This is a genomic window from Microbacterium sp. NPDC019599 (genome assembly GCF_040632175.1).
GTDB lineage: Bacteria > Actinomycetota > Actinomycetes > Actinomycetales > Microbacteriaceae > Microbacterium.
In genome coordinates, this window is record NZ_JBEYBL010000008.1 from 125,377 (window position 1) to 144,033 (window position 18,657).

The 18,657-nt window shown below is 65.6% G+C and carries 21 protein-coding genes; 8 read left to right on the forward strand and 13 right to left on the reverse strand.

Translation table 11 applies throughout. The annotated features are described in order from the left end of the window. Positions 1-14: 14 nt before the first annotated feature. Complete coding sequence (locus ABZ477_RS14310; RefSeq protein WP_360134262.1) at positions 15-356, reverse strand: ATP-dependent DNA ligase; 342 nt, start codon at positions 354-356, stop codon at positions 15-17. A gap of 447 nt (positions 357-803) precedes the next feature. Here ABZ477_RS14310 and ABZ477_RS14315 point away from each other — a divergent pair, with 447 nt between their 5' ends. From ABZ477_RS14315 to ABZ477_RS14325, 3 genes are all read left to right on the forward strand, one after another. After that, on the forward strand, positions 804-1,136 hold the full coding sequence (locus ABZ477_RS14315; protein ID WP_360134265.1) for an ATP-dependent DNA ligase: 333 nt from the start codon (positions 804-806) through the stop codon (positions 1,134-1,136). Positions 1,137-1,181: 45 nt separating this feature from the next. After that, positions 1,182-2,144, forward strand: a complete 963-nt coding sequence (locus ABZ477_RS14320) for an AraC family transcriptional regulator (RefSeq protein ID WP_360134268.1) — start codon at positions 1,182-1,184, stop codon at positions 2,142-2,144. Positions 2,145-2,252: 108 nt separating this feature from the next. After that, positions 2,253-2,666: a CBS domain-containing protein gene (locus ABZ477_RS14325; RefSeq protein WP_360134271.1), complete on the forward strand. Its 414-nt coding sequence runs from the start codon at positions 2,253-2,255 to the stop codon at positions 2,664-2,666. A gap of 78 nt (positions 2,667-2,744) precedes the next feature. Here the strand turns inward: ABZ477_RS14325 and ABZ477_RS14330 are convergent, their stop codons facing one another. The 5 genes from ABZ477_RS14330 to ABZ477_RS14350 all read right to left on the reverse strand — a co-directional run bounded on the left by ABZ477_RS14330 (position 2,745) and on the right by ABZ477_RS14350 (position 4,608). After that, positions 2,745-3,419 carry a DUF6766 family protein gene (locus tag ABZ477_RS14330; RefSeq protein ID WP_360134273.1) on the reverse strand — a complete coding sequence of 225 codons (675 nt, stop codon included), beginning with the start codon at positions 3,417-3,419 and terminating at the stop codon, positions 2,745-2,747. Between the two features lie 3 nt (positions 3,420-3,422). Beyond that, entirely contained in the window at positions 3,423-3,548 is a 126-nt protein-coding gene (locus tag ABZ477_RS14335; RefSeq protein ID WP_360134276.1) for a hypothetical protein, read from the reverse strand. A 120-nt stretch (positions 3,549-3,668) separates the two neighbouring features. Beyond that, a complete protein-coding gene (locus tag ABZ477_RS14340) occupies positions 3,669-3,896 on the reverse strand; it encodes a DUF1653 domain-containing protein (protein ID WP_360134279.1) in 228 nt (75 codons plus the stop codon). Between the two features lie 30 nt (positions 3,897-3,926). Further along, positions 3,927-4,121, reverse strand: a complete 195-nt coding sequence (locus tag ABZ477_RS14345; protein WP_360134282.1) for a hypothetical protein — start codon at positions 4,119-4,121, stop codon at positions 3,927-3,929. Positions 4,122-4,182: 61 nt separating this feature from the next. Further along, on the reverse strand, positions 4,183-4,608 hold the full coding sequence (locus ABZ477_RS14350; RefSeq protein WP_360134285.1) for a DUF6855 family protein: 426 nt from the start codon (positions 4,606-4,608) through the stop codon (positions 4,183-4,185). A gap of 460 nt (positions 4,609-5,068) precedes the next feature. Here ABZ477_RS14350 and ABZ477_RS14355 point away from each other — a divergent pair, with 460 nt between their 5' ends. After that, positions 5,069-6,829 carry a hypothetical protein gene (locus tag ABZ477_RS14355; RefSeq protein WP_360134288.1) on the forward strand — a complete coding sequence of 587 codons (1,761 nt, stop codon included), beginning with the start codon at positions 5,069-5,071 and terminating at the stop codon, positions 6,827-6,829. A 104-nt stretch (positions 6,830-6,933) separates the two neighbouring features. Here the strand turns inward: ABZ477_RS14355 and ABZ477_RS14360 are convergent, their stop codons facing one another. The 5 genes from ABZ477_RS14360 to ABZ477_RS14380 form a co-directional block, all read right to left on the reverse strand. Further along, positions 6,934-7,731: a class I SAM-dependent methyltransferase gene (locus tag ABZ477_RS14360; protein ID WP_360134291.1), complete on the reverse strand. Its 798-nt coding sequence runs from the start codon at positions 7,729-7,731 to the stop codon at positions 6,934-6,936. A 49-nt stretch (positions 7,732-7,780) separates the two neighbouring features. Continuing rightward, positions 7,781-9,460, reverse strand: coding sequence for a cyclophane-containing peptide 2OG-Fe(II) oxygenase YhhC (gene yhhC / locus ABZ477_RS14365; RefSeq protein ID WP_360134294.1), 1,680 nt, complete (start codon positions 9,458-9,460; stop codon positions 7,781-7,783). A 32-nt stretch (positions 9,461-9,492) separates the two neighbouring features. Continuing rightward, the gene (locus ABZ477_RS14370; RefSeq protein WP_360134297.1) at positions 9,493-10,671 is read right to left on the reverse strand and encodes a radical SAM protein; all 1,179 of its coding nucleotides are present in this window, start codon (positions 10,669-10,671) and stop codon (positions 9,493-9,495) included. 33 nt (positions 10,672-10,704) lie between these two features. Then, entirely contained in the window at positions 10,705-11,028 is a 324-nt protein-coding gene (locus ABZ477_RS14375) for a hypothetical protein (RefSeq protein WP_360134300.1), read from the reverse strand. A 1,534-nt stretch (positions 11,029-12,562) separates the two neighbouring features. Then, a complete protein-coding gene (locus tag ABZ477_RS14380; RefSeq protein ID WP_360134303.1) occupies positions 12,563-13,189 on the reverse strand; it encodes a hypothetical protein in 627 nt (208 codons plus the stop codon). Between the two features lie 119 nt (positions 13,190-13,308). Here ABZ477_RS14380 and ABZ477_RS14385 point away from each other — a divergent pair, with 119 nt between their 5' ends. From ABZ477_RS14385 to ABZ477_RS14395, 3 genes are all read left to right on the forward strand, one after another. After that, positions 13,309-13,488, forward strand: a complete 180-nt coding sequence (locus ABZ477_RS14385) for a helix-turn-helix domain-containing protein (protein ID WP_360134306.1) — start codon at positions 13,309-13,311, stop codon at positions 13,486-13,488. Positions 13,489-13,639: 151 nt separating this feature from the next. Continuing rightward, on the forward strand, positions 13,640-14,107 hold the full coding sequence (locus ABZ477_RS14390; protein WP_360134309.1) for a hypothetical protein: 468 nt from the start codon (positions 13,640-13,642) through the stop codon (positions 14,105-14,107). 126 nt (positions 14,108-14,233) lie between these two features. Continuing rightward, entirely contained in the window at positions 14,234-14,425 is a 192-nt protein-coding gene (locus tag ABZ477_RS14395) for an OST-HTH/LOTUS domain-containing protein (RefSeq protein ID WP_360134312.1), read from the forward strand. 243 nt (positions 14,426-14,668) lie between these two features. On the opposite strand, the gene ABZ477_RS14400 is transcribed toward ABZ477_RS14395, so the two are convergent. Further along, positions 14,669-15,454: a DUF2510 domain-containing protein gene (locus ABZ477_RS14400; RefSeq protein ID WP_360134315.1), complete on the reverse strand. Its 786-nt coding sequence runs from the start codon at positions 15,452-15,454 to the stop codon at positions 14,669-14,671. 593 nt (positions 15,455-16,047) lie between these two features. Next, positions 16,048-16,185 (reverse strand): hypothetical protein, encoded by a 138-nt coding sequence (locus tag ABZ477_RS14405; protein WP_360134318.1) that lies wholly within the window; start codon positions 16,183-16,185, stop codon positions 16,048-16,050. 346 nt (positions 16,186-16,531) lie between these two features. Here ABZ477_RS14405 and ABZ477_RS14410 point away from each other — a divergent pair, with 346 nt between their 5' ends. Continuing rightward, on the forward strand, positions 16,532-18,553 hold the full coding sequence (locus ABZ477_RS14410) for an AAA family ATPase (protein WP_360134321.1): 2,022 nt from the start codon (positions 16,532-16,534) through the stop codon (positions 18,551-18,553). Positions 18,554-18,657 lie beyond the last annotated feature (104 nt).

Genomic DNA, 18,657 nt, shown 5'->3' on the forward strand with positions numbered 1-18,657 from the left:
CGAGATGCGCGGCGTCAGAGCGCCGCGAGGGTCTCCCCCGCCGTGTCCTGGAGCGGGCGCTCCGCCGGCTCGGGCACGACATACAGCCCGCCCGGCGAGTTCGCGGTGTAGGCGAGCGCGTCGATCCACGCGGGGTTCAGGCGCGGGTTGCGGCCGCCGTAGAACTTGTAGATGAGCGAGCAGCGCGGGTGAAGCCAGACGGACGTGCGGCCATCGCCGATGCTCACGTCGTCCTTCCACGTGAAGTGGAAGGGCTCCCCCCGGCGGAGCTTCGCGCCGATCACCAACTGAAGGTGCGCGAGCGTGCGGTCGTCGAAGTCGACCTTGACGGCCCCTTCGTAGATCAGCTTGCCCATGCGGGCCTCCATCGCGGACTCACCGGAGGCGCGAGCGCAGGGTCGCTTGGGGCGTGCCGCCGATCGGGTCCGAGACCCAGCATCCGCTCTTCGTCGAACACCCGCCACCGTCTTGACACTCCCGGCCTCGGCCTGTAGCCGGGGCGGGCGCAAGGTGCGATGTGGGCACCTTCAACACCTGTCGACCACGCGGCAAGTCAACCCCGTTGTCCTTGGATCCCGTTCAAGGCACCCTATGTCGCCCCCTTGCACCAGGAGATCCATGCCGACCGAGCCCGAAACCGTCGGACGTCGCCTGCGCGCCACCGACCGCCGCGCCGGATCCGGACGCACGATCGCGCCTCCTTCACATCGAGAAGCGCATCGCGCGGCGGATCAGTCCTGCGCGCAGTGGACTGCCCCGCTCATGTGCGACCGAGGGCCTGAGAACCTGGCGCCGGAGGGTCGATGGGAAAGTTCAGCTACGAGGACTCGGTGCGTGTCGAGTTCGACGACCGGGCGCTCGCCCACCTGCAGGTGGTCATCGGCACGAAGCTCCGCCGCGACGAGGCGTTCTTCTTCTCCTGGCGTGACGAGCTCTCCAACGGCGGAGGCAGGACGAGCGTCTGGATCCATTCGCACGCGGGACTCGTGTTCCGATTCCACGGCAGCCGGACGCCGCGCCTCAATCGCACGTGGCTCGATGCCCTCATGTACGCGGCCAATTCGCCGGGGGGCCTCCAGCTCGTCCCCGAGCCTGCCGAGGTCGGTGCAACCGAGGCATCCGTCGAAGAGGGCTGACCCGTGCGGCGTCACCCGCACCCGGTCGGCCGGGACCGTCGCCGCATGACGGAGATCCTGAGCGAAGCGGATGCTGCGCGCCGCCGGTTCGCCCGCACCACCAGCGTCGACGAAGCCCAGCGGTCGATGAGCGAGTTCTACGGCAGCGAGATGGACCTCTCGGCCCTGCCGAAGCGCGGATTCGGCTACGAGATGACGGCGATCCACGACGAATCCACCTCGGTCGCCTCGCTGCGCTTCAGCGGGCGCTGCCGCTCGGGCACCGACTCGTTCGACGACGTGATGTTCGCGCACGCAGTCCACGGCCGGCATCGCTGGCGCGTCGGCGAGGAGCGCGGCTCGGGGTCGGTGCCGTTCATCGTGCCGCCGGGCATGGAGATGCGCGTCGAGTTCTCGGGCGCGCGCCTGCGCACGGTGGGCTTCCCGGGGGCGTACCTGCACCGGGTGGCCGAGTCGATCACAGGGATCCCGGAGGCCGCGTTCCGATTCGACCGCATCAACGAGCAGCGCCGGCGGCCGTTCCTCGCCGCGGACGCGCTGGCGACGCTCGACGGATTCCTGCTCGGCGACGCCGCAGCCACCGTGGGAGAGATGGTGCGGGCGCAGGTCATCCGGCACGCCGCTGTGTCGCTGCTCTCGTCATTCCCCGTCCTCGATCTCGAGCCGCGGACCGACGGCGGCGCGCAGCGCCGCAGCCTCCGACTTGCGATCGCCTTCATCGAGGCGCACGCGCACGAGCCGATCACGGTGGGCGACATCGCGATCGCGGCGGGGACCACGACCAGATCGCTTCAGGATGCTTTCCGCCGCCGCTTCGACACGACGCCCATGCAGTTCCTCCGCAGGCGACGGCTGCGACTGGCCCGCGAGGAGCTCCTGGAGGGCGCCGGTTCGGGACGCACCGTACGCTCCGTGGCGCAGCACTGGGGCTTCGCCCACACCGGGCGCTTCGCGCAGCAGTACCTCGCGGAGTTCGGGGAGCATCCCTCGCAGACGCTGCGGCGCTGAGCGACAGCATCCGCTCCCCCGGCTACGCGCCGCCTCGCAGGGTGTCAAGCCCCTGCGTCGTCGCAACCGCGTGTTCGTAGCGTCGAGGCAACCGAAAGGAGCGGACAGATGACTGTCGCAAGGGACATCATGACCGCGGACCCGCGCTGTGTGGGCGAGAACCAGACCCTCGTCGACGCGGCGCAGCTCATGGCCTCGCTCGACGTCGGCGCGCTGCCGATCTGCGGCGAGGACAAGCGCCTGAAGGGCATGGTGACGGATCGGGACATCGTCGTGAAGTGCATCGCGCGGGGCGGCGACCCGGCCGCGACGAGCGCGGGATCGCTCGGCGAAGGCAAGCCCGTCACGATCGGCGCCGACGACGACATCGAAGAAGCCCTCGAGATGATGAAGCGGTACCAGGTGCGGCGGCTGCCCGTCATCGACGGCCACGAGCTGGTCGGCATCATCAGCCAGGCCGACATCGCGCTGTCGCTCTCAGCGGAGGAGGCAGGAGAGACCGTCGCCGAGATCTCGGAGTGACCTCGCGGGTTCACCCATCACCGCAGGGCCGCCGCATGAGCGGCGGCCCTGCGGCTGCTCGGCCCGACGCGGGCGGGATCAGTCGGACGACATCGCCGTCGTGTGGTGCGGCGCGCCGACCGGCTTCGACTCGCTCGATCCGCGCTGCCTGAGGAAGATCGACAGCGCGATCATCGCGCCGACCGCAAGGAACTCGGACTGCCAGTTCTGCAGCGTGCGCGACCAGAAGTCGGGCGTCACGAGGTACTCGGCCCACGTGATGGCCGGCTGTCCGTGCTCGGCGTTCTCGGAGTTCATGACGACGATGCCCGCGAGCGACTGCGCGAGCCACGAGAGCAGGAAGACGATCCCCATGACGAGCAGGAGCGAGTTCGAGTAGGCGACCTGGCGCAGGCCCCGCGACTTCGCCCAGGACGGCGAGTCCGGCTGCGCGTGGTCGCCGACGAGCTGCTCCTCATCCGAGCCCGGTCCTTCGTCGCCAGGCTTCTTCGATTCGGGCGACCCGCGCTGGACGAGCCAGATGGTCGCGGCGATGAAGAGGAAGAACTGGAGGAACTCGGACTGCCAGTTCTCCGCGACGTCCACGACGAACTCGGACGACGTCAGGAAGCTGCCGAAGCTCAGGAGCGGCATCCCGTGCTGCGCGAGCTGCTCGTTGCTCTCGAAGTAGCCGGCGACGGACTGCCCGACGAGGGCGAGGATGAACAGCCCGCCGAAGAGCAGGCTCAGAGCGTTGTCTCGCAGGGGTCGCATGGCTCAGCGCCCCACGAGCGGGATGGCGATCATGTACGTCAGGCCGACGGCCAGCACGGCGATCCACGAACAGAACACGATCGCCTCGCCCGGGCGCAAGCCCCGTTCCTCAGGGGTGAAATCCGGCATCCGAACCTCCTCGCGGTGACCGCCGACGGGTGCGGCATCGCCTCGATCATCGAGCGACGACCGGGCGGTCGCGAAGGGCTTGACAGGCCGTGCAGCGGCTCTGCCGGTTCGGGCAACGGGTCAGGCGATCCGTTTGAAGCGCGGCACCTCGGCGCCCTCGTGCTGGACGCGCTCCAGGAACATCGCGAGGGGCCGCACCCAGAAGCCGTATTCGCCGTACAGCTGACGGTAGAGGACGAGCTCCTCCTCCGTCTCGCTGTGCCGCCCGACTCCGATCACCTCGTAGCGCTGTCCCTTGAAGTGCTCATAGATCCCCGGCTCGACGGCGTCCGGTGTCGAAGGCGTCATGAGGCGATCGTATGGGCGCTGCGCCGGCGCCTACGCCGCCGACTTCCTCTGCGCGGCGACAGCAGCGCCGAGGAGACCGCCCGCGGTCGCGAGCGGCAGCACGGCTGCCACGACCAATGCGATCTCGATCGGCGACGGCAGCGGAAGCACCACCGAGAGTCCGCAGAGGACGACGGCGAGGGATGCTGTCACGGCGGCGAGGGCACCCAGAGGCTTCGTGCGCATAGGCACGACCTTATCGAGCCTCCCGGCCTGCCATCGGGGCTGTGGTGACAGCATCCGCCGATCAGGTCTGCGGGATCGCCCGCATACGGTTGTTCCGCGGGTTGTGCTCGAGCTCGGCGAGACCGAGGGCTTCGAGCAGAGGCGGCAGGTACATGCCGAAGCGGCCTCGATAGCCCTTGCGCTGGCCGTACCACCCGCCGACCGGGTTGTCGGCCGAGCGTCCCCATTCCTCGACCGTGCCGGGCGCCGCGTCCTTCTGCTCGTCGGCGGCCCCGAGCGGGACCCAATCGCCGCGACGGACGAGCTCGGCGTGCAGGTCCTCGATAGCGCGCGCGAGGTACGTGAGCCGTGTGCTCCCGACCTGGCAGACGAGCAGCGGGGGGTCGGAGGCGTCGTCCCGATGCATCGTGTACTCCGACGACAGCGGCGCTGTGCGCAGCCGCCACGGGTCTTCGGCCGTACCGGTTCCGGTCCAGGTCTCGCTCATGGTCGCTCCCATCGACTCCGCCCGACGACCTCAGTCTGGCCCTGATGGGGATGCCGCGGGAGTGCTGTCCGCTTCACCGTGCGCGGATGGTCTCGACACCGCCCGACGCCTGCGGCGCCAGCATCCTGTGAAATTCCTGGGGCAAGGCCCTCGCGCGCGGGCGGGGTTAGGGCTATCGTTCGCTCATCAGGACGCCCACGGGTGTCCGGATACCCGAAACACTTCTCGCCGCTTGGGGGCGGGAAGCCCTTCAGCCTTTTGCGCAGGTGTGGCATGGACGCCACGACGAAAGCCAGGCCGCGGCTGCGGCGTACCGACGGCTGCGTCTCCGACCTGTGCGTGCAGGATCGCGCGCTCCGTGAGCGAGCCGCTGCGATGACCTCCCGAGCGCGTTCCAGCGCGCGTTCGCGGAGAGTGGCGCCCTGGTGGGGAATCCAGGGTTACCCGAAAGGAAATGGCCATGAGAATGAAGTGGAAGGTGATCACCGGGGCGACCTTGGCCGCGGCCCTCGTGATCGCCCCGCTGGCGGCACTTGGGGCCGCAGCCGAGGAGACCCCGCCTGACGCGGCGACCACGGTGGTCGTCGACGAAGGCGCCGCGGTCGACGATGCGGCGGTCGCTGCCGAACCGGCAGCGGAGCCGGTGGCAGAGCCGGTCGCGGAGCCGGTGGCAGAGCCGGCCGAGGTCGCTGTCGAGACGGTGCAAGCCGAACCCGAGCCGTACCTCGCACCGACGCCGCAGCCGTCGCCGTCGTATCCGCCGCCCGTGGAGGTCACGCCGACGCTCGAGTTCACGCCGCCGACCTGTGATGCGGCCGGCTCGGTCTCCTTCTCACTCGGAGAGGGGATCATCTGGAACTCGTTCATCAATGAGGACAACTCGATCAGGTACACGGCGGAGCCCGCCGAGGGCTTCGTGTTCCCCGAGGGTGTGCAGATCGAATGGACGGTGCCGGATCTGAGCCAGCTCCCGCCGGATGACCCGGCGTGTCTGGAGTACATCGAGGTGACGCTCGTGACGCCGGTTGCGGACGACCAGTGCGGCATGGACAACGACATGTACGTCCTGCCCGCCGACGTCGAGGGAGTCACGTACATGCGCGACGGGCTCGACATCGTCGCTGTGATCGCGTCGGGCTACGTCGTCGTGAACGCACCGGCCGGCTGGGTCATGGAGGAGGACGGAAGTTGGCGCTTCGCGTTCAACGAGGCCGACTTCACGGACGAGCCGTGTGACATCGAGGTGACGCTCGTGACCCCGGTCGCGGACGACCAGTGCGGCATGGACAACGACATGTATGTCCTGCCCGACGACACCGAGGGCGTCACGTACTCACGTGACGGGCTCGACATCCTCGCGGTCGTCGCGACCGGCTACGTCGCAGTGAACGTGCCGGCCGGCTGGGTCATGGAAGGGGACGGGATGTGGCGCTTCGCGTTCAACGAGGCGGACTTCTCGGATGAGCCGTGTGACGTCATCGTCACCCTCACGCCGCCCACGATCGTCGACGAATGCTTCACGGCGAACGACGCCGTGGTGCTGCCCGAGGACACCGAGGGCGTGCACTACGACTGGGTGGATGCCGAGGATCCGGCCAACCTCGATGTCCTGGCGTCCGTCCAGCAAGGGTTCGTCGTCGTGGCCGTCCCCGAAGGATGGGTCGACAACGGAGGGAACGGGACATTCACGTACGCGATCACGTACGAGTTCACCGACGAGGACTGCCCGTTGATCCCCGGTGACATCGGCTCGGTGTGCGTCGGGAACGTGCCGTACCTCGGCTATGAGGTGACGGTGCCGGAGGGCTTCGTGCCTGACAGCGACACTCCCGTCACCATCACGTTCGTCAACCCGGATGGCCCGGACTACGTGGTGACGAACCAGCCGCTCAGCGGCACCCTCCTGTGGCCCGGAGCCAGTGCGACACCACCGTTGCAGTGGCCCGGCTGGGTGCTGAACCCGGATGGCACCTACTCCGAGACGACCGGCAACTTCGCGTGGACCCGCGCGGGCGTGACGGTCATCTTCGAGGTCAACCCGACCTACGAGACGGTCGTCGAGTACCCCGAGGCCACGGCGACGTGCGCCAACCCGCCGAGCAACCCGCCTGGGCTGGCGGTGACGGGGTTGAACAACCCGCTGCCATGGGGCGTCGGGGGTGCTGCGGCACTGGCGCTCGGCATTGCGCTGCTTGGGATGAGGAGGTTCGCGCGGCGGTGATTCCTTGATCAGGTGAGTCGGCCCCCGCCCGGATGGTGGGCGGGGGCCGGTTCTTCGCCGTCTGAGGAGGACGTTTGCCCCTGGAGGGACTCTCTCGAGCGACCTCATCTCGGGAGATGGTCGCCGAGCGCGGCGTCGCTGGGCCACGGTCTGCGTGGCTCGATGTCTATCCAGGTCGTCGTTCGTTGTGGGCCGCCCGTCTGATCGCGTAGATGCAGAAGGCGGTAAGTCCGCGCTGATACAGCGTCGTGGTCGCCGGGGAGCCAACCTCTGCTGAGCGAAGGAGGCGTGCGACCCGAGTTGAGATCCGCGACGAACCGTTCTACGGCGAGATACGACGCGACCTCCGACGCGACGGAATCGATCAGGATCGCGGCCGCATCGGACATACGAGGCAGGAAGTGGCCCAGGATTCGCTCGATGTGGTCGGGCCCATGCAGGAAGTCCGAGAAGACGAAATCGAGAGTTTTCGACGAGAAGTCATAGCGCGCGAAATGTCCGTCCTGATCCAGGTTGAGCCGGCTCGGGATGATGCTCATGCGCGACGACAATCCCAACCGTTCGGCGACCTCGCGCAGCAACGCCGGCGCGTCGGCGCCCACCACGTCGGTCAGGCCGCAGGCGCCGAGCAGGTCGCGTAGCGCTCGCAGCTCCACGGGATCTCGTAGCGCATCGAAGGAGTCGATGGTCCACAGGTGTCCGTGGCCGTTGTCTTCGAGGGCCTTGGCCATCCAGAACGAAGACACGCCGACGCCTGTGCCGAGTTCGACCACGGTGCGTGGCGCTCGCATCCGGAGGTGCGCATACAGGAACGGGGCCAGGCGCTCCGACCCGTACATCGGACCGAGCACTTCGGCAATGCGCGTGAGCGTGTCCGTTCGTCGGCTCGCATCATCCTTCACCCCGCGCCTCCCATTTCACGCCACTGTCCCGGCTCAGCACGCGGGTCGGTCACCTGCGGGTGCCGAGTGACGCGAAGGGGTGCAGCGCGCGGGCGATGGCGTTCTCGACGGCGGGAAGGGCGGCGCTCCAGTACTCGGAGGGGAAGAAGCCGGGTGAGAGTGCGACCGTCACGACAGCGACGTTCTCTTGCAGCGCTTGGTTGCTCGCGAGGCACCCGCCGACTTGTTCGATCCTCGACAGCACACCCTGGAGCCCTTCATCGACTTGAGCGTCAGGGTCGTCGGCGCCGACTCGATTGCTGAAGAAGTCCATATCTATGTCGAGGAGGACAGGCGCGACGACCTCGAGGGTCGCGATGTCAGCGACGGAACCGATCGTGTAGGTGCTGGCCCGGTCGTCGGCGACGAGAGGGTCGCGGTCGACTCGCGGCTTCATGCCGGGCAGCCCACTTGTGAACGGTTCCTCGCCACGGGAGACGGCCACGACGTGGCGCTCGACTTCGGCTGGAACGGCGTGGAGGATGTCGATCCGATTCGGCCCGCCGATCAGCGGTGCGATGAAGCTGCCCACGCCGATGCGACCGCGCAGGATCGCCTGGGCGACGGTCGAGGGATCCGCCGTATCGAGGACCGATCCGCTCAAGGGCAGGGAGAATTTCGCCGGAGAGTCGGTGCACGCGAGAGGCGGTGATGCGAGATCGTCGTGGGCATCGAGATGCAGCAGGTGCAGGGGGCCCCGCCATCCCGTCCGGCGGATCCACTTGGACCACGCCCAGAGCGCCCACTGGTGGTCCAGCGTTCGCAGGTACAGCCGGTCATCTTCAAAGCAACGCAGCACCCTGTAGGCGCCTCGCTCGGAAAGCGAGGCTCCGACCGTTGCGGCCAGCTGTTCAGGTAACTGGGAGTCTCGCAGTACCCCTGGACTCTGAGACGGCTCGAGAGCGAAAGTGCAACCGTCGGCATCTGCGGTCACCTCGACCGGATAGCGCATGGGGAACAGCTCGAATGCGACTTGCCGTGCTGTCTCACGGTCGGCGCCGGCGGTCGACGGCACCCTGATGAACTCGCGCTCCGGACGGCCCTCCTTCGCGAGCCTTGGCTTGTCGGCGGCTGCTTCCCAGAACGAAAAGACGAGAGAGAAGCGGATACCCGACCGGATCTCGCTCACAGCATGGAATGAGCGAGACGACATCGCGAATCCGAACCCACTGTTATGGGTTGGTCGCACGACGCGGTGGATATGGTCGGCATGCGGCCGGTTGAACAGCAGCAAGTGACCGCCGTCCGCGTCGGCGAACTCGTCGCCGAGGTAGAACACGAACCGGTGCGTCTCATCGCCGTCCAACGGATCATCGTTGTGGATGCCGATGCCCTGGCCGGGCGTCATCATGTGGGCGATGACCTTCGCGCGGTCCTCGAGCGCGCAGTCGAACGCGTCCTCGAGGGACGCGCGAACCTGGGCAATGGCCTCGACGCCGACCAACCTGCGGCACGTTGATGGGAAAGGCTGGTGCGCCAGGTCCGCTTCGTACTGCTCGAAGAAGGAACCCTCGTTGAGCGTCCAGCGGTCGATCGATCGCAAGAAGTCGCGCAGCTCGGCGGCATCGCCTTCCCGCAGCACGCTGTTGGCGACGAAGTATGGGAAAGGAGCTCCATGAAACTCAGCGTCGGCGAGGATGCGCGAAAAGGGATGCTCCCTGTTGGCGCGGGCCTCGTCGCCTTCAAGCACCGCCGTGTCGTTCGTAGCCGCCGGCGGGTGCATCAGGCTTCCATGAGGGGAATGAGCTGCTGTTCCGTCTGGACGAACAGATCGGGCCTCATCCGTTCCCATGCATGACCAAGGATCGCTTTGAAGTCATCGCAATACACGCTGGGGTTGTCGAACCGATTCTTCGAAGACCATCGGGAGGCGACGTGGCCGCCGCCGCAGGACAACTCGAAGGGACAGGAGCGGCAGACGGCGGCGAGATTGAGGGATGCATAGAGGATCTCTCGCCATACGGGGTCTGTCTGGATGTCTTGGAGACTATTCGTCTGGATATTGAGGTCGGTCTTCGTGATGTTGGTCCGTGTCGCCCGCAGCACATCAAGCGGCTCCAGACTTCCGTCGGTGAGCATGGTCGTCGTCGTGACGGGGCCGTATCCGATCGATTCCGATTCGCTCGGATACCCCAGCAGGCCTTTGACGATGCTGTCGATGAAGCGGATGCGCACCTTCTCGCTTGCGTACCGGTCGTACCACCTGTCGAACAGGCGCATGTAGTACGCCGCGATGCTCGGCGGAGCGTCGTCGTGGTTGGCGTCAGGCACCAAGATGTCGAACCCCACGTTGAGGTCGTCGACGAAGAGGTCGAGCATCTCGTCCGGAGATCGTTCGGGATCGCAGACGGCGAGGATGCCGGGTTCAACCCCCGCTTCGCGGAGGGTCGTGATCGCCGAGATGACCTTCTTGTACGTGCCTCGTCCGCGGTGATCAATCCGTCGAGCGTCGTGCACCGCCTCGGGACCGTCGATGCTGAGGGTCACTCCGACACTGAATCGCGCGAACATCTCCGCCCATTCGCGGTCGACGAGGATCCCGTTCGTCGTGATCGCCAACTTGAGCTCGAAACCGTGAGACTCTTCGACTTCTCGGAGGGACGATACAAGCCGACGAAAGCGATCCTTGCCGATGAGGGTCGGTTCACCGCCATGGAGCAGAATGAAGAAGCTCTTGAGCTGGAACCTGTCGACGTGCTGTCCCAGGCGCGCGAGGAGCGCGGTCTCCGCCTCCTCGGTGAGGAGCGCCGGCTTCTCGTACACGCTGGGGTCACGGAACCAGTAGCAGTACGTGCACGCGATGTTGCAACGCTGCGCGAGCTTGAGCAGAAGGTACCGGCTCACATATCGCGGTTCGCCGTGCTCGTCGGTGAGAAGGGCTTCGATCCCGTCCTCTGTCATCTGCGGTCCCATCGATGGAGGGAGACTGTCAGACTACTGAGGAAGGTCTGGCTGAATCCTTCCGATGTTCCGGTTCAGGATGGCCGGATTGATCACTTCGTCCTTGAGCGCCTCGAGCGTGCTGACCTCGCGGTCGTAGCTCCGGCTGTACCCGGGGTCGGTGCGGTCGAAGCCTCTCTCGTGTCCCGTCAGGGTTTCGACTTTGCCGAGCGAGTCGAGTATCTCGTTGATCCCCGACGAACTCGACCTGATCTCGATGCTGAGCCCGTGCTTTTCTTTGAGCTCATTCAATTTGGCTGGAGTGAGTCCCTCGAGATCCTGCAGGCTGAGCTCGAATCTTCTCTCGTCGTCCGGCATGGCGATACCTCTCATCGACGCGGTCGTTCGAAGGATTGCAGGCCCATTGTGTTCCTGCCCCATTGGCGTGTCAACAGGTCTGAACGGAGCGCAACCGCGACGCACAGGAGGACGCGCAGCCTGGGGCGAAAGTGGAACTGCCCTGTCACCGGCGGGTCGCCAGGGTGATGGTCCCCCGCGAAAGCCGACCGGAACTATGGGACATCCAGCCGTGGCGACCGCACCAGGGACCGGACGACCGGCACTGCTGGGCACGAGACTTCTCGTCAGTTCACACCCAGCACCCGCTTGGCGAGCGCGATCGCCTCGTCCTCGGTGGGGCTGCCAATGATCCGAAGCATTTTGGTGCCGAGGACGACGTCGATCGTGAAGCACGGTCCCATCGAGCTCGAGCGGGCCGATTCGATCCATGCTCGGTCACCGCCCGCGCACCTGCGTGATCCCGTCGACGAGGGTCTCAATCCGCGGCGCGATGACGCTTCGGTGGGCAGGGCCGATGGTGTCGGCCACGAAAGAACGCACCTGCGCGAAGAGGCCGCTGGCCGCCAATGGGCGATTCCTGCCGGCCGTTGGCGAGATCCCCCGGAGGTTTTCAACTCGTAAGACGCGCTATGAATTGCGCCCACAACTCATCTGCTTCCGTACCCGGCAGCGTTTCGCCCAGAAACACCGTCTCTGTAGGCATACCGACGAGACTGACTTCCGCAGTTGTCCACACCCACCCCTGCATGAAGGGCACTGGTGCTGCCGTCTGAACTCGCCGCACGTGTCGACGGCGCCTGAAGGGATAAGAGCTTCATGCGCAAAAGCTAGGCGGGAATGGTTGGCAGACGCCACATGCCGCCTGGCGGTCTCGAAGGTCGAGAAGTGTGACCGATTCCCACGAACTCGACCGACTCGATCGACACTCCCACACTCCCAAATCGCGCACGCGCTGGTCACGACGCCAGCGCAGACGCTGTATGACCCAATCATGAAGCCAGAAGGGGGCACACGGGGCGAGGCAGCCGACGCCGTGCGGAACTTGCTCTCGAGGGTGATGTTGATCGAACTGCCCAAGATTGTCCAGGCGCATTGCCGCGCCAACCCCGCCGTGCGGAGCATGCTCGGCCGATGGCCGAGGAGTCAAGTCGCGGCGCAGACGCAGACAGGCGAGCGCTCGCGACGCGCACAGCGTTGGGCGCTCGACATCATCGGTCAGGGTACAAGGCAAGCGATGCCCCTGGAGGGACTCGAACACGTTTTGAGCATTTTGCATAGCGCCATCGAACGGCAACTTCCGCGGAATTACGCGGGTTTTCGAGAGTTCGACGACATCGAACGACGTCCGAAAACAGCCAACCGCGAATGGAATGCGGGCAAATTGCGGGCAAGAATCCCAGTCGTGGAGCGGCATGCGGGGGCATGCCGGGAGAGGATGCGGGCAAATGGTTATTGCACGCTAACTGAAGACGCTGATTTTGAGCGGTCTGATCATCATGTCGCGCCTTGTAGGGCAAAGTGCTCCAATGCCGCTGTCTGCGCCGAGTTGCTGTCAGCGCCCGATCGACGGGCCCCCGGGCCGGCCGGAGCCCGTGATCGGCCCACTCCGATGAAGGAAAGGGTCAACCGCCGGCGCCCGTCGAGGCTCCTGGATTCGCACCTCCGGCGCGAGGCCCGAATCGCGAGCGCGACTCATGAGGCGGGTCGCGGTGCTCTGGCTGATATCGAGCGTGTCGGCAACGAGCTTGAGCGGGGGGTAGCTGAGCGCCGTCGCAACGCGGTAGACGGCGACCGCGTCGTAAAGGATGTCCGAGGGCTCGCGATCTTCGCGTGTCTGCTCGCGCGCGAGAAACTCTCCCACGGGGATCCGCTCGCTGTAGCCGTCGGCGGATTCGACGTCGACCGTGACGACGGCGAAGGCTGACTTCGTCATGATCCAATGCGTGCGCACCTCGCGCAGCACCTGACTGGTGATGTCGACGCCGCCCCCCTCCCGCTCGAGTGCGGCAAGAGCGACGACGGAACGGCCGAGAGCTGCATCCCATTCGACGCGCACGGTGATCGTCGCGGGCACGTCCTGCTCGCCCGACACGCGCGCATGCCACGACTTCGGCACGGTTACGCCGCTGCCGAGATCGAGGCGTTCCTCGCTGATGTCGTATGTCTCGACTTCTGCCATGGAGCCCACTATTCCAGGTCGGCGGCGATTCGTGAACAAGACTGTCGCTCTTGGCTCAGATATGTGGTAGCGTGCGACGCAGGGAGAGTGTCACTCCTGGCTCTAGGGAAGGAAGGGCGATGAACCGATCTCAGGACTGCCTGGCTCTGACGATGAAGGATGCCGCGAAGCTCGTCGGCGTCGACTACCGCACGATCAAGCTCGGCATCGACAGCGGGACGATCCCCACAGTCCAGCTCGGCCCACGCCGCATGATCCCGCGCGCCGGGCTCATGCGGGTGTTCGGGGTTGGCGACTGAGAGTCGCTCCCCGTGGCGGGCTCGGAGAAACTCGCACGAGCTCATCGACCGGTGACGCAGTACTGTTGTGCCACCGCGCCCGTCGCGCAGCATCGAGCTCGCCCTCAGGGCCGCGCCGCCCCAGGCTCCACCCGCTCGAGGGGACCGCATCATGACCGCTCAGCGCAACCCCGTCGACTTCGACTTCCTCCTGCGTGAAGACATCAGCGACGTCGACTTCGAGATCCCAGCCGAATCGTCGGCACCCGTCGACTGGCGGACGCTAAAGGATGCTGACGCCCGAGCCGCGTGGGACTCCCTGCGCGACTGGGTCGAGTGGTTCACGGTCCGCTACAAGATCTCGGAGTCGGTCGTGCCGGTGTGCTGGTACAAGCACGGCGACCTCGTCGAGCAACTCGCCGCGCTCCACGCCTCCCACACCGTCGCATTCGATCCGTCGGATAACGGATTCGGGCCGCTCGGATGGCACGAAGAACTCAGCCTGGCTCTGCCTCGCCTGCGTCAGACGTACTACAGCCAGTGCTCGCCGGAACACGGCCGCTTCAAGCCCCGCTCCTGGACGAACGCAGACGACGAGCAAGAATGGGGCGGCTGGATCCACCAGACGCACGCCGGGTGAAGGGCCTCGGCGCTTCGCGGATCCCGACAAAGGTGTCTAGATCAAGTTCGCGTAGATGATTCCGGCCTCGGTGAGCCCGATGACGAGGATGCCCAGGCTTGGCCACACGATGATGCGCGGCCAGTTGTGCGAGAGCAGCGACCCGACTTCGACTCACGCAACTGGGGAGACGCGAAACTCTCCGACCTCGTCGGCGAGATCGGACTCTTCGAGATCGAGCCCCGCCCCGCCGCCGACGGTGTGAGCGTCCGGCTGGCACAAATGGTGAAGTGGCCGAGGCACAACCGATTCGATCCTTGTCCGGGCATCGCCCGATGAAGGTACCACTCGTGCGCCCGCAACGAACTCGTTTGCCATCCCCATGCGGGTGGACGAGAACGGCGACCTGCGCGACGCCGGGGTGCGTCTCGATGGCGTTCTCTACTTCGGTCGGCGACACGTTGAAGCCGCCTGTGATGTTGAGGTCTTGAGAGGCGACGGGCCGTGTCCCTCTCCGGCGGAGAGTACGGCCAAGGCCGGGGAGCCAATGCTCACCCGGCCCTGACGGTTTCTCGCGTCGTCTTACTTGATCGCGACGAAGATCGTGTCGGCGAGCATGCCGGCGTTCACGGCGATGACACCGTCGGCGGGCGTCGGCACCTGGATCGCGCTGTTGCCGGTCGCGGAGGCGCCCGTGTAAAGGGTGCTCATCGAGTCGATCGCGTCGGGCGCCACGACCAACTTGTCCAAACCGTCGACGGTCACGCCGCCAGCCGTGACGTACTCGAGCGTCACGAATGCCGGCATCTGGCCTTCGGGATCGTCACCGGTATAGGTGGCGGTGTAGTTGATGATGATGTACTCGGTGCCGGCGTCGGGCGCCTCGTTGAACTGGTTCGCGGCGAGAACCTGATCAGTCGCGCCGAGCGTGACCGAGTTGATGACGACGGTCCAGTCGTCTCCCTCGATGGTCGAGCCGATGGCGGCGGGGTTCTCGCGCGTCCCAATTTCAGCGGCAGGCTCCTCCTCGGCAGGTGCTTGCTCGGCAGCCGGCTCCTCGGCAGCCGCCTCCGCGACCTGCGAGGTGGATGCCGTATCAGTGGTGTCGTCGCCACCACCGGCGGCGTTCGCGATGCCGCTGATCGCGAGGATACCGACGAGTGCTCCGGCGGGGATCACGACGGCCTTGCGCTTGTACCAAGACTTCTTGGGCTGGGACTTCTCGGCCTCGCCGACCAAGTTCTCACCGGCGACGGTGGCCGGCGCGTTCGCCGTCTTCTCCGTCCACTGCGTCCCGTCCCACCAGCGCGCCTGGCCAGTCTCGTCGGGATACCAACCCGGGGCGGCCTTGCTCTCCGTCGTGCTCATCTCTCTCCCTCGATAGGTGTAAGGCGCTGTGCCCCGTCTATGGGCTCCGCGCCAGCCCTATGGTATGACCACATGATGATTGTGGCGTGAGAGACGCCTGGTTGTACCCCTATAGCGCGCCGAGAGACACCTGAGTGTGCCCCTTTAGAGCGCGTAGCGCGCCCCACAATGCCACCATTGTGAATGGGAAGTGAGCGTTGTGGATTCCTACATGAAAGACAATTACGCGGAGGCACGCGGGGCTTCGGAGGCTCGACGGGATTGGCGACGTCCGAGATCGGCGGTCGACCATGGCGCAACACCAAATTGGTCTCGAGGCAGGAGGTTTCGGGATAGCAGCGCATCACTAAGCACGGGTGAGGGTGCGGTCCATCGGGCGGTCCTCCAACGCGGGCAAGTCGACGACGCCCCGTCGGTGCCTCGAAGATTCCCCCACAGTCACGACGCGGGAGAGGTCCGAGACGACGGGTCACGTTCCCGCGACCGAGTTCCATTTTGACGGTCCCCGATCGCGCGAATCTCACGCCGATGCGCGGCGCTATTGATCTTCTCGGCGGAGTGCTCGCGGCCGACGGCGACTGAGCACGTGGGGCCTACTTCTCGCCCTTGCCCTTCTGCGACAGCGCGCTGGCCGCGGCGGTCTTGGAGGCTTTCGAGGTGCGACCGTCGCGAAGTACTTTGCTTGCGGCTGTCGCAGCCTTGCTGGAGGTCTGCTTGCTGTTCTTGGCCATTGTGGCTCCCTCACGTTCGTACGTCGACGCGGCTCGGTCGACACGCGGACGCTACCGGGCACCACCGACAGCCGGGACGCCCGGTGCATCCTCGCTGGTCGCTCGCAAGCCCGTCGCTGTGCGCGCCACACAGCTCTATCCAGGGCGATGGGCGCGTGGACGGATGTCAGACGGCGATCAACGCGGTCGGGGTCGCGGTGCGACCGTCTCGTACCCAACCCGTCAGTGGGCGCGGCGTGATGTGCTGAGGTGGTGCCACATACGGAGCCTCAGGATCAGCTATCGTCCCATCTTGGTGAAACGCTCGCGTCGGTTGACGTACGGCATGCGACCAGTTAGGGGAAATGTGACCAGAGCCACCAAGTGCAAACGAACTGTCAATTTTCGTCTGAACACGTCTCTGGCGCCGGCACGGCTGATATCGGTCTGCAGCGTGGGCAAGCACATCGTTGATGATTTCAACATGGGTTGGGAACTGCTTCTTCCTCATGGCAAGGGAATTCTTGGTGAGGGAACAGGGCCGAGCAGTCCGCTTGCACCCGACCGATTCATCGATCTCTTCGTGTACGACCCGCGGTACGACATCTACGAAGTAAGCGCGAGCGGGCATCCCCGGGCGATTGCACTTCCTGCTGGGCACATGCTCCTCCTCGAGGCGACGTGGTCCGGCACCGATGGGAATGGTGAGGGTGGGATTGCGAGTCTGCTCTGGACTCATGACGAGTTGACCAAGGGAAAGCGGCCTCGACTGGCCTTCGGCATTGAGGCGGAACAGATCCGCAGATACGTCCATCGAACCGATACGGGCGCCACGCCAACCGCCCTCGCACTGAACACACATGTGCGAAGGATGACCCGCAGGGATCTGAGAGACCGCCAGAGTCGAGAGAAGCAGCTGAGTAGGAGCATGACGAATATCGAGCAGAGCACGTCGCCGATCAGCCTGCACATCTCCGGGTATCGCGGCTTCCGCGAGACCGGATTGCTGACGCTTGCGCAACCGCAGGAGGACCGGCCGGGAAGCGGACTCACGGTCGTGGTCGGCGCAAACAATGCAGGAAAGTCCACGGTGTGGGAGTCTTTCGACGCTCTCGCCCGCAAGCGCGATCAAGACGTCTCGTTCTCCGTTGAGCGCCGAAATCAGCTGAGCGACTCGGGCGTTCGTATCGGGCTCACATGGGCGGACGGCACCTCGTACGTGGTTTCCTCGCTTCACCCAGATACGAGTGAGACCAAATCCGACTGGTTGCCCGAGTCGGCGTCCGCCACGCACCCGCTCAGAATCGTCGTCATTCCTTCGCGTCGCTACTTTCGCGCTACGTTCGGCAAGAACTCCGGCGAGCGTCCCGACTGGATGAGCACCGGAGGCATGGGCTATTCCCGCTATGAGGAACGCGATCGCTTTACGGGCCGCCTGTTTGCGCTGCATGCTGACGCCGTCCGCAAAGCGCAATTTGATGAGCTACTCGAGCGAGTGCTGGGCCATAAGTTGGACTGGCGAATCGATCTGGCTGAGGGACAGGGCGGTGGCTCATACTTCCTCAAGGTCACCACTGAGGGCGTGACGCACAACAGCGATGGGCTCGGCGACGGCATCATCTCCCTGCTTTTCATCCTCGACGCCTTGTACGATCCCGAGCCGAACTCGCTCCTCGTCATCGACGAGCCTGAACTGTCTCTCCACCCCCAGCTCATCCGACGACTTGGTCGCGAACTTACGCGCGTGTCCTCGTTCAGGCAGATCGTCATCTTTACTCACTCACCCTTGCTCGTGTCATGGGACGCCATCGCGGCCGGCGCCGAGATAGCCCGCGTCTACAAGGAAGGTCAGGATTCGAGGATCGCACAGGTCCCACGCGACCGAATCGATGAAGTATCCAAGGTGCGTGGAGGCTGGAAAAACCCTCACGCGTTGGGATCTGATGCGAACGAGGCCCTGTTCCTTGACGACGAGATCATTGTCGTCGAGGGTCAAGAGGATGCTGGACTGCTCGCTACAGTGTTTGAGCAATCCGGCGTCACCCCACGCGGGACGGTGTTCGGCTGGGGCTCGGGCGGGGGCGATGGAAACCCGCGGCGTATCATCGGCCTCCTCGATGGACTCGGCTTCACAAAGGTGGTCGCACTGCTCGATGCCGACAAGCCAGACGAAGTGATTGCGATTCGCGAGGCGTATCCGCACTACTTCGCGACGACCATCCCCGCCGACGACATTCGAGACAAGCCTGCGTCACCCTCGAAAGGAAAGGAGGGCCTGCTCGACAAGGACGGTCGGCACCTCAAGGAATCATTCAAGCTGGCGACCCAGGAGACACTCCGCTCGGTGGTCGACTACTTCGAAGCTGACCCGAAGCCGCTCGATTCGTAGCAGTCCTGAACTCGATTCGTCGCAGTCTGAGACGTGACAGGCGACCCGAATCCTGCTTGCACCAATAGGTGCGCCCAGGAGTGGGCCGCCCGTAGCCGGGTCGC

Bases quoted from the DNA above. Each gene is read 5' to 3' on its own strand.
- ABZ477_RS14310 (WP_360134262.1), bottom strand. From the start codon at position 356: ATGGGCAAGCTGATCTACGAAGGGGCCGTCAAGGTCGACTTCGACGAC.
- ABZ477_RS14315 (WP_360134265.1), top strand. From the start codon at position 804: ATGGGAAAGTTCAGCTACGAGGACTCGGTGCGTGTCGAGTTCGACGAC.
- ABZ477_RS14320 (WP_360134268.1), top strand. From the start codon at position 1,182: ATGACGGAGATCCTGAGCGAAGCGGATGCTGCGCGCCGCCGGTTCGCC.
- ABZ477_RS14325 (WP_360134271.1), top strand. From the start codon at position 2,253: ATGACTGTCGCAAGGGACATCATGACCGCGGACCCGCGCTGTGTGGGC.
- ABZ477_RS14330 (WP_360134273.1), bottom strand. From the start codon at position 3,419: ATGCGACCCCTGCGAGACAACGCTCTGAGCCTGCTCTTCGGCGGGCTG.
- ABZ477_RS14335 (WP_360134276.1), bottom strand. From the start codon at position 3,548: ATGCCGGATTTCACCCCTGAGGAACGGGGCTTGCGCCCGGGCGAGGCG.
- ABZ477_RS14340 (WP_360134279.1), bottom strand. From the start codon at position 3,896: ATGACGCCTTCGACACCGGACGCCGTCGAGCCGGGGATCTATGAGCAC.
- ABZ477_RS14345 (WP_360134282.1), bottom strand. From the start codon at position 4,121: ATGCGCACGAAGCCTCTGGGTGCCCTCGCCGCCGTGACAGCATCCCTC.
- ABZ477_RS14350 (WP_360134285.1), bottom strand. From the start codon at position 4,608: ATGAGCGAGACCTGGACCGGAACCGGTACGGCCGAAGACCCGTGGCGG.
- ABZ477_RS14355 (WP_360134288.1), top strand. From the start codon at position 5,069: ATGAGAATGAAGTGGAAGGTGATCACCGGGGCGACCTTGGCCGCGGCC.
- ABZ477_RS14370 (WP_360134297.1), bottom strand. From the start codon at position 10,671: ATGACAGAGGACGGGATCGAAGCCCTTCTCACCGACGAGCACGGCGAA.
- ABZ477_RS14375 (WP_360134300.1), bottom strand. From the start codon at position 11,028: ATGCCGGACGACGAGAGAAGATTCGAGCTCAGCCTGCAGGATCTCGAG.
- ABZ477_RS14380 (WP_360134303.1), bottom strand. From the start codon at position 13,189: ATGGCAGAAGTCGAGACATACGACATCAGCGAGGAACGCCTCGATCTC.
- ABZ477_RS14385 (WP_360134306.1), top strand. From the start codon at position 13,309: ATGAACCGATCTCAGGACTGCCTGGCTCTGACGATGAAGGATGCCGCG.
- ABZ477_RS14390 (WP_360134309.1), top strand. From the start codon at position 13,640: ATGACCGCTCAGCGCAACCCCGTCGACTTCGACTTCCTCCTGCGTGAA.
- ABZ477_RS14400 (WP_360134315.1), bottom strand. From the start codon at position 15,454: ATGAGCACGACGGAGAGCAAGGCCGCCCCGGGTTGGTATCCCGACGAG.
- ABZ477_RS14405 (WP_360134318.1), bottom strand. From the start codon at position 16,185: ATGGCCAAGAACAGCAAGCAGACCTCCAGCAAGGCTGCGACAGCCGCA.